The 14,854-nt window shown below is 71.5% G+C and carries 16 protein-coding genes; 8 read left to right on the forward strand and 8 right to left on the reverse strand.

Features of this window, described 5'->3' with window-relative positions; translation table 11 throughout:
- Positions 1-55: 55 nt before the first annotated feature.
- Both bldC and ACFC1F_RS18155 read right to left on the reverse strand, forming a co-directional pair.
- A complete protein-coding gene (gene bldC / locus ACFC1F_RS18150; protein WP_014137253.1) occupies positions 56-262 on the reverse strand; it encodes a developmental transcriptional regulator BldC in 207 nt (68 codons plus the stop codon).
- A 615-nt stretch (positions 263-877) separates the two neighbouring features.
- Positions 878-1,786, reverse strand: a complete 909-nt coding sequence (locus ACFC1F_RS18155; protein ID WP_376159399.1) for a hypothetical protein — start codon at positions 1,784-1,786, stop codon at positions 878-880.
- A gap of 198 nt (positions 1,787-1,984) precedes the next feature.
- Here ACFC1F_RS18155 and ACFC1F_RS18160 point away from each other — a divergent pair, with 198 nt between their 5' ends.
- Positions 1,985-3,145 (forward strand): Glu/Leu/Phe/Val dehydrogenase dimerization domain-containing protein, encoded by a 1,161-nt coding sequence (locus ACFC1F_RS18160; protein WP_376159401.1) that lies wholly within the window; start codon positions 1,985-1,987, stop codon positions 3,143-3,145.
- Between the two features lie 380 nt (positions 3,146-3,525).
- Positions 3,526-3,783, forward strand: a complete 258-nt coding sequence (locus tag ACFC1F_RS18165; protein ID WP_209413574.1) for a DUF3073 domain-containing protein — start codon at positions 3,526-3,528, stop codon at positions 3,781-3,783.
- A 201-nt stretch (positions 3,784-3,984) separates the two neighbouring features.
- On the opposite strand, the gene purM is transcribed toward ACFC1F_RS18165, so the two are convergent.
- From purM to ACFC1F_RS18180, 3 genes are all read right to left on the reverse strand, one after another.
- On the reverse strand, positions 3,985-5,070 hold the full coding sequence (gene purM / locus ACFC1F_RS18170; protein ID WP_148643604.1) for a phosphoribosylformylglycinamidine cyclo-ligase: 1,086 nt from the start codon (positions 5,068-5,070) through the stop codon (positions 3,985-3,987).
- A gap of 110 nt (positions 5,071-5,180) precedes the next feature.
- The gene (gene purF / locus ACFC1F_RS18175) at positions 5,181-6,764 is read right to left on the reverse strand and encodes an amidophosphoribosyltransferase (RefSeq protein ID WP_209413575.1); all 1,584 of its coding nucleotides are present in this window, start codon (positions 6,762-6,764) and stop codon (positions 5,181-5,183) included.
- Positions 6,765-7,059: 295 nt separating this feature from the next.
- On the reverse strand, positions 7,060-7,929 hold the full coding sequence (locus ACFC1F_RS18180; protein ID WP_376159403.1) for a diacylglycerol kinase: 870 nt from the start codon (positions 7,927-7,929) through the stop codon (positions 7,060-7,062).
- Between the two features lie 126 nt (positions 7,930-8,055).
- Here ACFC1F_RS18180 and ACFC1F_RS18185 point away from each other — a divergent pair, with 126 nt between their 5' ends.
- The gene (locus ACFC1F_RS18185) at positions 8,056-9,339 is read left to right on the forward strand and encodes an adenylosuccinate synthase (protein ID WP_148643606.1); all 1,284 of its coding nucleotides are present in this window, start codon (positions 8,056-8,058) and stop codon (positions 9,337-9,339) included.
- Between the two features lie 120 nt (positions 9,340-9,459).
- The gene (locus ACFC1F_RS18190; protein WP_376159405.1) at positions 9,460-10,062 is read left to right on the forward strand and encodes a GNAT family N-acetyltransferase; all 603 of its coding nucleotides are present in this window, start codon (positions 9,460-9,462) and stop codon (positions 10,060-10,062) included.
- Between the two features lie 26 nt (positions 10,063-10,088).
- Here the strand turns inward: ACFC1F_RS18190 and ACFC1F_RS18195 are convergent, their stop codons facing one another.
- Complete coding sequence (locus ACFC1F_RS18195; protein ID WP_376159407.1) at positions 10,089-10,235, reverse strand: hypothetical protein; 147 nt, start codon at positions 10,233-10,235, stop codon at positions 10,089-10,091.
- 168 nt (positions 10,236-10,403) lie between these two features.
- On the opposite strand from ACFC1F_RS18195, the gene ACFC1F_RS18200 reads away from it, so the two are divergent.
- Positions 10,404-10,592, forward strand: a complete 189-nt coding sequence (locus tag ACFC1F_RS18200; protein WP_376159409.1) for a DUF397 domain-containing protein — start codon at positions 10,404-10,406, stop codon at positions 10,590-10,592.
- 490 nt (positions 10,593-11,082) lie between these two features.
- Positions 11,083-12,810, forward strand: coding sequence for a methionine--tRNA ligase (metG, locus tag ACFC1F_RS18205; protein WP_376159411.1), 1,728 nt, complete (start codon positions 11,083-11,085; stop codon positions 12,808-12,810).
- A gap of 66 nt (positions 12,811-12,876) precedes the next feature.
- Here metG and cutA read toward each other — a convergent pair whose 3' ends face one another.
- Complete coding sequence (cutA, locus tag ACFC1F_RS18210; RefSeq protein ID WP_376159413.1) at positions 12,877-13,206, reverse strand: divalent-cation tolerance protein CutA; 330 nt, start codon at positions 13,204-13,206, stop codon at positions 12,877-12,879.
- A gap of 158 nt (positions 13,207-13,364) precedes the next feature.
- Entirely contained in the window at positions 13,365-13,856 is a 492-nt protein-coding gene (locus ACFC1F_RS18215) for a MarR family winged helix-turn-helix transcriptional regulator (protein WP_376159415.1), read from the reverse strand.
- Between the two features lie 125 nt (positions 13,857-13,981).
- Between ACFC1F_RS18215 and ACFC1F_RS18220 the strand changes: the two genes are divergently transcribed.
- Both ACFC1F_RS18220 and ACFC1F_RS18225 read left to right on the forward strand, forming a co-directional pair.
- Positions 13,982-14,353, forward strand: a complete 372-nt coding sequence (locus ACFC1F_RS18220) for a DMT family transporter (protein WP_376159417.1) — start codon at positions 13,982-13,984, stop codon at positions 14,351-14,353.
- An 88-nt stretch (positions 14,354-14,441) separates the two neighbouring features.
- Positions 14,442-14,762, forward strand: coding sequence for a DMT family transporter (locus ACFC1F_RS18225; protein ID WP_376159419.1), 321 nt, complete (start codon positions 14,442-14,444; stop codon positions 14,760-14,762).
- Positions 14,763-14,854 lie beyond the last annotated feature (92 nt).

Raw genomic sequence — 14,854 nt, forward strand, 5'->3', positions numbered from 1 at the left:
TTACCGGACCCGGCGGAGTCCGGTAAGCGGCCCCTTTGAAAGAGCCTTCGGCCTATCAGGCCTCGGTGCGCTGAGCGGGAATACCGGCCAGCAGAGCGCGCACCTCCGCCTCGCGGTAACGGCGGTGGCCGCCGAGGGTGCGAATGGACGTGAGCTTGCCCGCCTTGGCCCAACGGGTAACCGTCTTGGGGTCCACGCGGAACATGGTGGCGACCTCTGCCGGCGTCAGCAGAGGTTCAGCATCAGGGGTACGAGCGGTCATGAGCGGCCTCCTCGGGAGAACCGAACCAGGGCGGTTCTATCCTTCAAATTCTGCACCTTGGCCCGCGATGCCCGAAATGGCATAGACGGGCCGAGTCGGTTATAGGACGAACGGCTTGTCCTGGTGTCTACAACTACACCATCCGTCCAGCCCCATCGACCAAACCGCCAAAATTGACCCCTCACGGGTTCAAGGCTGACGGATGGCGATGGACCACCCCATAACGGGCAGTCACCTTATAGTGACATCCGGTTACGGGGCGACCAGACCTGCCGTTTCCCCGCAAAGCACGCATCGAGTCCAGAACCACCCAAAAGTGGGCACGCTCATGTGAAGTTGGGCTGGTTGTCCCATTTTTGCACATAGGGGTAAGTTCGCGTCAACGGTGAGTAGTGTCACGTTCGACAGGTATTGACCCGAACCGGGACCTTGGTCATGTGGGTCGGGCCGTAGGACTCTTACAGTCTTACAAGTACCACCGACACCCACCCCGGCCAGCGGTGACGCCCCCTCAGCAGGCCCCGCAGGCCCCGCCGACCCCGCCCGCACGGCTCTCCCCGGCACCCCGGGCGCCCGCACCGGCCCGGGAGGCGCCCGCCCGGCCCGCGGAGGCGGTCAGTTCGCGTACCGCAGCGCCAGGACCCGGCGCCAGCGCCCCGTCAGCTCCTCGTAGGCCCGCTCCGCCTCCGCCGCGTCGCCCGCCCGCAGCGCGCGCAGCCCGTCCTCCAGCTCCCCCGCCGAACGGTCCGCCAGCAACCGCTCCGGCCCCAGCAGATGCACCAGTCCCCCGTAGTCCAGCTCCACCAGCGAGCGCGGGTGGAACTCCTCCAGCCACCGCCCGATCCGCTCCGCCCCGCGCACCAGCTCCCCCTCCGGCACCGCCTCGCGCAGCGCCCGGTACGCCCGCGCCACCCGCCGGCGCGCCTGCGCCATCGGCGTCAGGTAGAAGAGCGCCGCCTTCTCCCCCTGCCGCCCCGTCCCCTCCTCCGCCGCTCCCGCCGGCACGAAGCAGCGGTCCTCCTCCCCGAACGGCAGGAACCACCGCACCGGCACCTCCCACCGGCTGGTCAGGATCCACGGCCGGGCGTCCGGGTGCTCGGCCCGCCAGCGCTCCCGGTCCGCCTCCGCGGCCTCCCTGGTCGCCGGCGGCAGCGCGGTGTCCACCAGGGCCACCGGCGCACCCGTCCGCAGCTCCTCCAGCGCCTGCCAGCTGCGCAACCGGGTCGCCCACGGGCAGACGTAGAGCACCCCGTCCAGCGAGCGCACGAAGGCCCGCTCGCTCTCCCGCTCGGGCAGTGGCCGTGGTGTCCGGCCGACCAGCTCCGCGAGTGCGGCCCGCTGCTCCTCCAGCACCGCCGCGGCCACCGGCTGCCCGGCCTCCGCCGCGTCCGGACCGCGCTCCGCCGCGTAGGCCTGCCAGTGCGCCCGCTCCGGCTCCGGGTAGGCGGCCAGCGGCTCGTAGACCCGCAGGTGGGCGGCGTAGGGCGGAAGTACGGATGTGCGTACGACGGTCACGTGCTGCATCGTCGCACGCACCGGCCGTCCCCCGGGAGGGCTCCGGCCGGGAGCCGTTCGCGAACGCACTCCGCACGCCCCCGTCTCACCACGCGGACAACCGCCCCAAGCTCGGGCAAGAGGGCGGATCCCAGGCGCCCCCGCGACTACGCTTCGCCTTAGGCGCCCGCACCACAGCAGCGGGCCTCAGATACTGGAGTCACCACAGTGACCGACGTACAGACCGCATCCGCCACGCACCCCGCACCCGGCGTGCTCAGCAGGATCTTCCGTACCGAGCAGGACGGCGCCCCCGGCGACGGCCACGAGCAGGTCGTCCTCTGCCACGACCGCAGCTCCGGGCTCAAGGCGATCATCGCCATCCACTCCACCGCGCTGGGCCCGGCCCTGGGCGGCACCCGCTTCTTCCCGTACGCCTCCGAGGAGGCGGCGCTGGAGGACGCGCTGAACCTCTCGCGCGGCATGTCCTACAAGAACGCGCTCGCCGGGCTCGACCTCGGCGGTGGCAAGGCCGTCATCATCGGCGACCCGAACAAGGACAAGAACGAGGCGATGCTCCGCGCCTACGGCCGCTTCGTCGAGTCCCTGCGCGGCCGCTACATCACCGCCTGTGACGTCGGCACCTACGTCCAGGACATGGACGTCATCGCCCGCGAGACCGAGTTCGTCACCGGCCGCTCGCCCGAGAACGGCGGCGCCGGCGACTCCTCGATCCTGACCGCCTTCGGCGTCTTCCAGGGCATGCGCGCCTCGGCCCAGGCCCGGTGGGGCCAGCCGACCCTGCGCGGCAAGCGGGTCGGCGTCGCGGGCGTCGGCAAGGTCGGCCACTACCTGGTCGGCCACCTGGTCGCGGACGGCGCCACCGTCGTCGTCACCGACCCCTTCGAGGCCGCCGTCAACCGCGTGCGCGCGGCCCACCCGGAGGTGGAGGTGGTCGCCGACACCGCCGCCCTGCTCCAGGCCAAGCTGGACGTCTACGCCCCCTGCGCCCTCGGCGGTGCGCTGACCGACGGCGTCGTCGCCGCACTGGGCGAGTTCGGCACCTCCGTGGTCTGCGGCGCGGCCAACAACCAGCTGGCCCACGCCGGCGTCGAGAAGGACCTCGCCGACCGCGGCATCCTCTACGCCCCGGACTACCTGGTGAACTCGGGCGGCGTGATCCAGGTCGCCGACGAGATCGAGGGCTTCAACTTCGAGCGGGCCAAGAACAAGGCCACGAAGATCTTCGACACCACCCTGGAGATCTTCACCCGGGCCGCCGCCGACGGCGTCCCGCCGGCCGTCGCCGCCGACCGTCTGGCCGAGAAGCGGATGCGCGAGATCAGCGCGCTCCGCTCGGTGCTGCTGCCCGGCGCCCGCCGCGCCTGATCCCGGCGGAGCGGTCCGGTGATGCGCGGGGGTCGGTCGTCCGTCCCCCGCGCATCACAATGTGGAACCGGATTCTCACTTCTGCGCCCGATCGGGTGATCCAAGGCCCCCTAAGGGGGGATAATCGATCCGGGAACAACGGACCTGAGACACCTACGGACGGCGCGCAAAATGCCGCAAAACCTCCCCTGACCTGGGACGACCCGGTCGCGGGTGCGGCTGGTGCGCGCCACGTCACACCGACGACGTACCGTCCAGCGGCAGAAACAGGTACCGTTAATGCTCCAAGGGACGGTTCTCCCCATTCGGGCAGACCGCTCCTGATCATGAACACGTGTCAGACTCGGGGCCGTGAGCCCCATCGTTGAGGGGGTCGACCCATGGGGCGCGGCCGGGCCAAGGCCAAGCAGACGAAGGTCGCCCGCGAGCTGAAGTACAACAGCGGCGGGTTCGACGCCAATCGTCTGTCCAGCGAGCTGGGCGTATCGCCCTCCACCGCCTCGATCGAGCCTGAGCCGATCGAGGAAGAAGAGGACGACGACCCCTACGCGGAGTACGCGGCACGCTACGCCGCCGACGACGAGGACGACGACGCCGATTCGGGTACCGGGCCCTCCCAGGCCCGCCGCCGCGCGTAGTCCCAGTCTGGCCTGACCGGCCCGTGCGCCACCGGCGCCGGGCCGGTTTTCGGCGTTCCCGCGTGCGTTCACCCCGTCGGGGACTCCCGTCCTGCCCTCCCGTGCGGCCCCCAGGCGACCGCCGGGCACCGCGAGCGGCCGGCCGGCGTACGGAAAGGGCCCCTCCGGTGGAGGGGCCCTCTGCCGTGCTCAGGCGGCCGCTCAGCCGGCCGTGAAGCCCTCGTACGCGTTGTAGAGGGCCGCGCCGCCGTCGTGCTCGTCCGCGCGCTCGACGACGTCACCGAGCAGCCAGGCCTCGACGCCGCGGTCCTCCAGGATCGACAGCACGACGTCCACCGAGTGCGGCGGGACGACCGCGACCATGCCGACGCCCATGTTGAGCGTCTTCTCGATCTCCAGGGTGGCCACCTTGCCGACCTCGGCGACGGTCTGGAAGACCGGCAGCGGGGTCCAGGTGCCGCGGTCCAGGCGGGCGTGCAGGCCGTCCGGGATGACCCGGGCCAGGTTGGCCGCCAGGCCGCCGCCGGTGACGTGCGAGAAGGCGTGGACCTCGGTGGCGCGGGTGAGCGCCAGGCAGTCCAGCGAGTAGATCCGGGTCGGCTCCAGCAGCTCCTCACCGAGGGTGCGGCCGAACTCCTCGACCTTGCGGTCCAGCTTCCAGCCGGCCTCGTTCAGCAGCACGTGGCGCACCAGCGAGTAGCCGTTGGAGTGCAGACCGGAGGCGGCCATCGCGATCACCACGTCGCCGGCCCGGACGCGCTCCGCGCCCAGCAGCGCGTCCGCCTCGACCACACCGGTACCGGCGCCCGCGACGTCGTACTCGTCCGGCCCGAGCAGGCCCGGGTGCTCGGCGGTCTCGCCGCCGACGAGGGCGCAGCCGGCCAGCGCGCAGCCCTCGGCGATGCCCTTGACGATCGCGGCGACCCGCTCCGGCACGACCTTGCCGACGCAGATGTAGTCGGTCATGAACAGCGGCTCGGCACCGCAGACCACCAGGTCGTCGACGACCATGCCGACCAGGTCGTGGCCGATGGTGTCGTGCTTGTCCATGGCGGCGGCGATGGCGACCTTGGTGCCCACGCCGTCGGTGGCCGAGGCCAGCAGCGGCCGCTCGTAGCGCTTGAAGGCGGACGCGTCGAAGAGCCCGGCGAAGCCGCCGAGGCCGCCGACCACCTCGGGGCGGTTGGCCTTCTTCACCCACTGCTTCATGAGCTCGACGGCGCGGTCGCCCGCCTCGATGTCGACGCCGGCGGCGGCGTAGGTGGCGCCGTTCTGGTTCGTGGTCACTGCGGTGCGGCCCTTTCGGGTCTGTGCCCCCGCGGGTCTTGGTGCCCTCGTGGGTCAGGGGGATGGAACAGCGGTGGGGTCCCGGGTTCCGGGACCCCACCGTCGGGTCGTTACGGGCGGCGCAGGGCGTCGGCCGCGCCCGCTCCGCCGAGCAGGGACTGGACGCCGTCCAGGTCGCTGCCGCTGGTCGGCTTGCCGCGGACCGCCGGCGGCTGCTGGCCGCCCTTGATCTCGGCCTCCAGGAGGAGCTTGCCGAGCAGCGCCGGGTCGGGCAGCTCCATCGGGTACTCCCCGTCGAAGCAGGCCCGGCAGAGCCGGTCCTTCGGCTGCTTGGTGGCCTCGATCATGCCGTCGATCGAGATGTACGAGAGGGAGTCGGCACCCAGCGTGCGGCCGATCTCCTCGATGGTCATGCCGTTGGCGATCAGCTCCGCGCGGGTGGCGAAGTCGATGCCGAAGAAGCAGGGCCACTTCACCGGCGGCGAGGAGATCCGGATGTGGACCTCGGCCGCGCCGGCCTCGCGCAGCATCTTCACCAGCGCGCGCTGGGTGTTGCCGCGGACGATCGAGTCGTCCACGACGACCAGGCGCTTGCCCTGGATGACCTCGCGCAGCGGGTTGAGCTTGAGCCGGATGCCCAGCTGGCGGATGGTCTGGCTGGGCTGGATGAAGGTGCGGCCCACGTAGGCGTTCTTCACCAGGCCGGAGCCGTACGGGATGCCGCTGGCCTCGGCGTAGCCGATGGCGGCCGGCGTCCCGGATTCCGGGGTCGCTATCACCAGGTCGGCCTCGACGGGCGCCTCGGCGGCCAGCCTGCGGCCCATCTCCACGCGGGAGAGGTGCACGTTGCGGCCGGCGATGGAGGTGTCCGGGCGCGCCAGGTAGACGTACTCGAAGACGCAGCCCTTGGGCTTGGCCTCGGCGAAGCGGGAGGTCCGCATGCCGTTCTCGTCGATGGCGATGAGCTCGCCGGGCTCGACCTCGCGGATGAAGGAGGCACCGCAGATGTCGAGCGCCGCCGTCTCGGAGGCGACGACCCAGCCGCGCTCCAGCCGGCCGAGCACCAGCGGGCGGATGCCCTGCGGGTCGCGGGCGGCGTAGAGCGTGTGCTCGTCCATGAAGACGAGCGAGAACGCGCCCTTCACCTTGGGCAGGACCAGCTTGGCCGTCTCCTCGATGGAGAGGTCGGGGTGGCCTGCGAGCAGGGCGGTCACCAGGTCGGTGTCGTTGGTCGCGGCCGTCCGGCCCGAGCGGGAGACGTGCTCCTCGCCGGGGAGTTCGGCGACCATGGCCGCCAGTTCGGCGGTGTTCACCAGGTTTCCGTTGTGCCCGAGGGCCAGCGAACCGTGAACGGTCGCCCGGAAGGTCGGCTGGGCGTTCTCCCAGACCGAGGAACCGGTGGTCGAGTAGCGGGCGTGTCCGACGGCGATATGCCCGTGCAACGACCCCAGGGAGGCCTCGTCGAAGACCTGGGAGACAAGCCCCATGTCCTTGAAGACGAGAATCTGGGAGCCGTTGCTCACTGCGATGCCCGCGGATTCCTGACCGCGGTGCTGCAGGGCGTAAAGGCCGAAGAACGTGAGCTTGGCGACCTCCTCGCCGGGAGCCCAGACACCGAAGACGCCGCAAGCGTCCTGGGGGCCTTTCTCGCCGGGAAGAAGATCGTGGTTGAGTCTTCCGTCACCACGTGGCACGCCTTCGAGTCTAGGGCAGTTGGCACAGGCTTCCGGAACCCGGGCGGGCGGGATTGTTGGGCGATCGTTTGGCAACGCGCGTAGACAAAACCCCTTACCAGGCGCGGATTTCGCCGGGCCGGAATTCGCCCCGGGGGCGCATGGCCTTGTGGTTCGCGCCCGTTGGTGCGCTGTCGGCGGCTCGCCGCTGCCTTCCGTGTGCGGACGACGTGCGGGTGAACGGCGGGGAACGTGAGCCTGCTCACCCGGGCTCCGGCGTCGGCCGCCGGGCGCCCCCCGGCGGGCCCCGCAGTCGTCAGACGGCGGGCAGCAGCAGTCCCCAGGCACCCGGGTGGACCGTCCAGGTCCGGGCCCGGACCGGGCCGACCGGGTGACCGTCGGCCTCGTAGCCGAACCCGCGCCCGGCCACCGTGACGCTCGCCGCCCGGGCCCGCACCAGGGCGCCCGGTGCGCGGACGACGATCTCCATGACGCCGGCCCCGACCGCCTCGCCGCCGGGCAGGGTCACCTGGACCGCCCGGACCGGGCGGTGGACGTCGGCGAGGAGCTTCCCGTCCGCCTCGACGCGGAGCCGGGAGCTGTGCTCGCCCCTGCCGGCGCCTCCGGCCGCACCGCCGTCGGACGTGAGTGGGGTCGCCTGCTCGGCCGCAGCCAGTTTCGCCCATAGCGAACGCCAGCCACCCGTCCGGCCCACCACCCGGCGCGCCCCGGTGCCGGAGATCCGGACCCCGCCGAGCGCCACCCCGCCACCGTCGTCCACCAGCAGGTCGAGCTTGCGCGGCACGCCCGAGAGCACCGCCCGCGCGGCCGGCACCGGCTCCCCCGGCACGCCCAGCCCACGGGCCGTCACCAGCTCGTTCGCCCGGCCCACCGGGACCATGCCCACCGGGTCCGCCCCCAGCTCACGCTGCCGGTACAGGGCCTGGAGCACGCGTTGCAGCGCAAGATCGGAACCGATCACCACCGGTCGCCTCCGACCCCGGTGCGAAAGCACCCGGTCGAGCTCCGACGGGCTCTCGGGATACGCCACCTTGACGTCCGCCCCTCCGCAGAGGACGTCCTTCGCGATCCGCACCGACTCGCCGTCGGTCTGCCGGGCCGCCGGGTCGAGGAGCAGCAGGAGCGGCTCGGGGCCGCCGGTTGCAGGCGTGGACAGGGACGACACGACCGGTCCTTCCTCAGGTAATCTCTCGGTGCAAGAGCCCCTTGCGCTATTGCGCCAGGGGCTTCGTCTATCTCGGGGCAGACTGCGGCCTACGCAGGATGCCCCAACCGGAAGGGGTGTACGCCTGTGCCGGCACTCGTGCTCGTTGGCGCTCAGTGGGGGGACGAGGGCAAGGGGAAGGCGACCGACCTCCTCGGTGGCTCCGTCGACTACGTCGTCCGCTACCAGGGCGGCAACAACGCCGGTCACACGGTGGTCATCGGCGACCAGAAGTATGCCCTGCACCTGCTCCCTTCCGGCATCCTCAGCCCGAATGTGACGCCGGTGATCGGCAACGGCGTCGTCATCGACCCGGGCGTGCTGCTCTCCGAGCTCAACGGCCTGAACGAGCGCGGCATCGACACCTCCAAGCTGCTGATCTCGGGCAACGCCCACCTGATCACGCCGTACCACCGCACCCTGGACAAGGTCACCGAGCGCTTCCTCGGCAAGCGCCGGATCGGCACCACCGGCCGCGGCATCGGCCCGACCTACGCGGACAAGATCAACCGCGTCGGCATCCGCGTGCAGGACCTCTTCGACGAGTCGATCCTGCAGCAGAAGATCGAAGCCGCGCTGCACGACAAGAACCAGCTGCTGGTCAAGCTCTACAACCGCCGCGCCATCCCGGCCGAGCTGGTGCTGGAGGAGTACCTCGGCTACGCGGACAAGATCAAGCCGTTCCTGGCCGACACCACGCTCGTCCTGGACGAGGCGCTCAAGGCCGGCAAGGTCGTCCTGCTGGAGGGCGGCCAGGGCACCCTGCTGGACGTCGACCACGGCACGTACCCCTTCGTGACCTCGTCGAACCCGACCGCGGGCGGCGCCTGCACCGGCGCCGGCATCGGCCCGACCAAGATCGACCGGGTCATCGGCATCCTGAAGGCGTACACCACCCGCGTCGGCTCGGGCCCGTTCCCGACCGAGCTGCTGGACGCCGACGGTGAGGCCCTGCGCCGCATCGGCGGCGAGCGCGGTGTCACCACCGGCCGCGACCGCCGCTGCGGCTGGTTCGACGCGGTGATCGCGCGCTACGCGACCCGGGTCAACGGCCTCACCGACTTCTTCCTCACCAAGCTCGACGTGCTCACCGGCTGGGAGCAGATCCCGGTCTGCGTCGCCTACGAGATCGACGGCAAGCGGGTCGAGGAGCTGCCGTACAACCAGTCGGACTTCCACCACGCCAAGCCCGTCTACGAGACGCTGCCGGGCTGGAGCGAGGACATCAGCAAGGCGAAGACCTTCGCCGAGCTGCCGAAGAACGCCCAGGCGTACGTGAAGGCGCTGGAGGAGATGTCCGGCGCGCCGATCTCGGCGATCGGCGTCGGCCCGGGCCGCGACGAGACGATCCAGATCAACTCGTTCATCTGAGCCGACTGAAGGCCGTGCGGGACGCGCGTCGTCCCGCACGGCCTTTTCGCTGCCCTGGGACTTTTGCACTAGTGCAACAACCCATTGCATCTAGTGCATAGTGCCGCTACCTTCGGGATCATGACTGCGAAGCTTCCCGTACCCGTGACCCTCACCGGCCGCCACGTCCGCCTGGAGCCGCTGAGCCGGGACCACCTCCCCGACCTCTGGACCGCCGTCGGCCCCGACCCGGAGGTGTGGCGCTGGATCCCGAACCTCCCGCCGGCGACCGAGGAGGAGCTCGGCGCGATCCTCGACGTCCGCATCGCCGCGGTGGCGGCGGGCGAGGCCGTGAAGTTCGCGGTGATCGACCTGCCGAGCGGCCGCGCCGTCGGCGTCACCGGGTACTACGCGTTCAACGCGACGGACGAGTACGTCGAGATCGGCGGCACCTGGTACGCCCGCTCGGTGTGGCGGACCGCCGTCAACACCGAGGCCAAGCTGCTGCTGCTCGTCCACGCCTTCGAGGACCTGGGCATGGGACGGGTGTTCTGGAAGACCGACGCCCTCAACGACCGCTCGCGCAACGCGATCCAGCGGCTGGGCGCCCGGTTCGAGGGCGTCCACCGCCGGGAGAAGCTGCGGGCCAACGGGGTCTGGCGGGACACCGCGTACTTCTCGATGCTCGCCGACGAGTGGCCGGCCGCGCGCGAACGGCTGACCGCCAGGCTGGCCGCCGGCTGACCGCCCGCGTCCCCGGCGGGCGGCCCCTACTTCTCCCCGCCGGCCCGCGAGCGGCCCGAGGTCACCTCACGGCCGGCCGAACGCCCTTCGCGCGGGACGGAGTTGACCAGCCACACCAGCCAGCCCATGAACAGCAGCGAGACGAACAGCCCGGCCAGCAGGACGACGGCCATCAGTCACCGACCGCCACGACGGCCCGCGCTGCCCCGCCGTCCGACCCGATGAGTTCCACACCCCCTCCATCGGCAGGCGCCCGCACGAGATCAAGCGTTCCGGCCGGCACCCGGCCCACCGCCGACGACCGGCCGCGCCAAGTACCGCGATCTGACAGGCTGGTAGCCATGAACGACTGGCAGAAGCCCTCGCCCACCGGCGAATCCGACGAGTCCCTCGAAGTCCGCACCGTGGACGGCATGGTCGAGATCCGCGATCCCGGCACCGGCGGAATCATCGTCCGCACCACCCCGCGCAAGTGGGAGGCCTTCCTCCTCGGCGTGAAGGCCGGCGAGTTCGACCACTTCGTCGCCTGACGGCGCGGGCGGCGCGGGCGGCACGGGCGGCACGGGCGGCACGTGCAGCGCGGGCGGCGCGGGCGGCGTGCCTCCGGCGGAGGGCGCACCGGGCCTGACCACCCAGGGTCCTGGCAGGTCCGTTCGGTGCGTCCGGTGACGGCGTCGACGGCACCGACGGCGTCCGTGCCGGACCGGTTCCGGACCGGTTCCGGACCGCCGGCGGCCCGGCCGGACCGCATGGCGCCGGGGTACGGGGTGCCCGGACGGGGTGCGGTGGCGGCGGGCCGTCCGCACCGCCGCCCGCGGGACGGCCGTCCACCGGGTGAAACGGGCGGGAGGAGCGGGTCCGGGCTTCGATAGGATTGGGGTGCCCACAGTGGAACTTCGCTCTGTGTGGCAGCCCGGGAGCCGGCGGATGCGTCGGACTCCCGTTGCGGCCCCCAGACCCTGCGCCTGTCACGGCACTCCGGGGTAGGGGTGCGTGCGGGAGAAATTGGAGCATCCGAGGATGGCTCGGCACCTGATCACCAGCGCCCTTCCCTACATCAACGGGATCAAGCACCTGGGCAACATGGTCGGGTCGATGCTCCCGGCGGACGTCTACTCGCGGTACCTGCGGCAGCGCGGGCACGAGGTGCTGTACATCTGCGCGACCGACGAGCACGGGACGCCGGCCGAACTGGCGGCGCAGGAGGCGGGGCTGCCGGTCGCCGAGTTCTGCGCACAGGCGCACGACCAGCAGAAGGCGGTGTACGACGGGTTCCGCCTGTCGTTCGACCACTTCGGGCGCAGCTCCTCGCCGCAGAACCGGGAGATCACCCAGGAGATCGCGCGCGAGCTGCACGCCAACGGCTTCATCGAGGAGCGGGCGATCCGCCAGGTGTACTCGGTCACCGACGGGCGCTTCCTGCCGGACCGGTACATCGTCGGCACCTGCCCGCACTGCGGCTACGACAAGGCGCGCGGCGACCAGTGCGAGAACTGCACCCGTGTGCTGGACCCGACGGACCTGCTGGAGCCGCGTTCGGCGATCAGCGGCAGCTCGGACCTGGAGGTGCGCGAGACCAAGCACCTGTTCCTGCTCCAGTCGAAGCTGACCGACCAGGTCGAGGCGTGGGTGGCCGAGCACGGCGACCAGTGGCCGGTGCTGGCCTCCTCGATCGCCCGCAAGTGGCTGACCGAGGGCCTGCAGGACCGCGCGATCACGCGTGACCTGGAGTGGGGCGTGCCGGTGCCGGCCGACGTGTGGCCGGAGCTGGCGGCGGAGGGCAAGGTCTTCTACGTCTGGTTCGACGCCCCGATCGAGTACATCGGCGCCACCAAGGAGTGGGCGGACGCGGCGGCCGACGGCGAGGTCCGGGACTGGAAGTCCTGGTGGTACGAGGCCGACGAGACCGTCCGCTACACCGAGTTCATGGCCAAGGACAACGTCCCGTTCCACACGGTGATGTTCCCGGCGACCATCCTCGGCTCGCGCAAGCCGTGGAAGAAGGTCGACTACGTCAAGGCCTTCAACTGGCTGACGTACTACGGCGGCAAGTTCTCGACCAGCCAGAAGCGGGGCATCTTCACCGACGTCGCGCTGGAGCTGCTGCCGGCCGACTACTGGCGCTACTTCCTGATGGCGCACGCGCCCGAGTCGGACGACTCCAGCTTCACCTGGGACCTCTTCGCCTCGGTCGTCAACAAGGACCTCGCCGACACCCTCGGCAACTTCGTCAACCGGGTGCTCTCCTTCAGCCGCAAGCGCTTCGGCGACGACGTCCCGGCCGGGTACGCGGCGGGCGAGGCGGAGGAGCGGCTGGGCGCGCAGATCGCCGAGCTGCTGGCCGAGTACGAGGCCCAGCTGGACGCCCTGAACTTCCGCAAGGCCGCGCAGAGCCTGCGCACGCTGTGGAGCGCGGGCAACGCGTACCTGGACGAGAAGGCGCCGTGGCTCCAGGTGAAGACGGATCCTGAGGCGGCCGCGCTGACGCTGCGCACGGCGATGAACCTGATCCACCTGTACGCGGTGGTCTCCGAGCCGTTCATCCCGGCCGCGGCCCGGGCGATGCGTGACGCCTTCGCGCTGCCCGCCGGGGCCCCGGCGGGCACGCAGGCGTGGGTGAGCCCGGAGGAGGCGCGCGCGCTGGACTTCGTGCCGGCCGGGACGGCGTTCACCGTGCCGCCGGTGCTGTTCGCGAAGATCACCGACGAGGACCTGGCCGGCTGGACCTCCCGGTTCGGCGGCGAGTAGGCGCCGGACGGGCACATACGGGGCGGCCCCCGTCGCGACTGCGCGACGGGGGCCGCGCGCTTCCCCTCAGGGGGCGGTCTCGGCGGCCACCCAGGCGAGGTAGCCGCTGCTGCCGGCGACCACCGGGACGGCGACGACCTCGGGGGTGTCGTACGTGTGGTGCTCGGTGATGAAGGCGGTCAGGCGGTCGGCGAGGTCGGCACGGGTCTTCAGGTCGACGCGCCACTCGGCGCCCTCCTGCACCTCGCCGTCCCACCAGTAGACCGACCGGACGGCGTAGACCTGCGCGCACGCGGCCAGGCGCTCGCGCACCACGGCGGCGGCCAGGGCACGGGCCGCGGGCTCGGCGTCGTGGGTCGTGGTCACCACGACGACGTCGGGGTTCGAGGCTGCCATGCGGTGACCGTACCGCCCCACCGCGGGGCGGGGCCGGGCCGCACGGGAAGTCGGCCGGCTCGACCTCCCGTGCGCGGGGCCGTGCGCGGGGCCGTGCGCGGGGCCGGGCGCGGGAGCCGGGCGCGAGAGCGACGGTGTACCGGGCTGGGCCGGCGCGATCAGCCGAGCGAGTGGCGGGCCGTGGTGAGGAGCGGGACGAGGTCGGGGATGGCGGCCGCCTCCTCGTCCAGGGCCGCGGTGAGCGTCTCCTCGTAGGTGGCGCGGGCCTCCTGGTGGCGGGCGCGGCCGGCGGCGGTGATGACGGTGTAGACGCCGCGCTTGTCGTCCGGGCAGAGGTCCCGGTAGGTGAAGTCCGCGGCGTGCAGGCGGGCGACCAGACGGGTGACCGAACTCTGGTTGAGGCCGAGACCGGCCGCGAGGTCCTGCATCCGCAGCTCGCCCTTGGGGGCCTCGGCGAGGAGGCCGAGGGCACGGTACTCGGAGAGGCCAAGACCGTGCCGGCGCTGGAGGACGGTGGTGAGGCGGCTCTCGACGTGGGCGTGCAGGGCGGTGAGCCGGCTCCACATCCGGGAGTCCGACGGGCCGGCGTCCAGAGCGTCCGGAGTGCGGGGGCGTGCGCCGCCGCTGGTGGGGCGGTGTTCCGAGGCCATGGGCTGCTCCTGGCGCAGGCGGGGCGGGTTGACACAGGTTACTTGTACATGCATGCTCTTGCCCAGCCGAAATCAATTTGCACATACATGCAACCACTGCCGCACCATGCACCCGGGGGGTTCCCATGGCCTGGATCTACCTGCTCATCGCCTCGGTCTTCGAGGTCGTCTTCGCCCTCGCGACCAACGCCACCCACGGCTTCACCGTGCTCGGCCCGTCCCTTCTGACGGCCGCGGCCGCCGCAGGCGGGATCTTCTTCCTCAGCCTCGCCCTGAAGACCCTCGACGTCGGCGTCGGCTACACGGTGTGGACCGGGATCGGCTCGGTCGGCACCGTCGTCCTCGGCTCGGTGCTCTTCCACGAGTCGATGAACCCCGGGAAGGCCGTGGCCTTCGTCCTGATCATCGGCGGCGTGCTCGGCCTCAAGCTCGCCGACAAGGTCGCCCACCAGCCCGCCGACAAGCCCGGCGGCTCCGAGCAGCCCGTCACCGCCTGACCCCGCACGCCCACCTCGCCTCTCGTCCCTCGCCCCTCGCCCCGACCGACCGACCGACCGACCCCAACCACTCAAGGAGCACACCGTCATGGCCTGGGTCTACCTCGCGATCGCCGTCGTCTTCGAGATCGCCTTCGCCCTCGGCACCAACGCCACCAACGGCTTCACCCGGCTCTGGCCGTCCGTCCTCACCCTGGTCGCGGCCTCGGGCGGCATCTTCACGCTCAGCCTCGCGCTCAGGACGCTGGACGTCGGCGTCGGCTACACCATCTGGACCGGCCTCGGCTCGATCGGCACCGTCGTCTTCGGCGCCCTGATCTACAAGGAGCGGATCACCGTCCCCAAGCTGCTCTCCTTCGCCTCGATCATCGCCGGGGCCGTCACCCTCAAGCTGGCGTCCGGCCTCTGACCGTCGGGGCAGGTGCTCTCGCGCTCCCAGAAGCCGGCCTTGATGGCCGCCTCGGCGAGGTTCTGCGAGCGGACGCCGAACTCGTCCTGCTC

It is taken from the genome of Kitasatospora sp. NPDC056181 (assembly GCF_042266225.1).
GTDB lineage: Bacteria > Actinomycetota > Actinomycetes > Streptomycetales > Streptomycetaceae > Kitasatospora.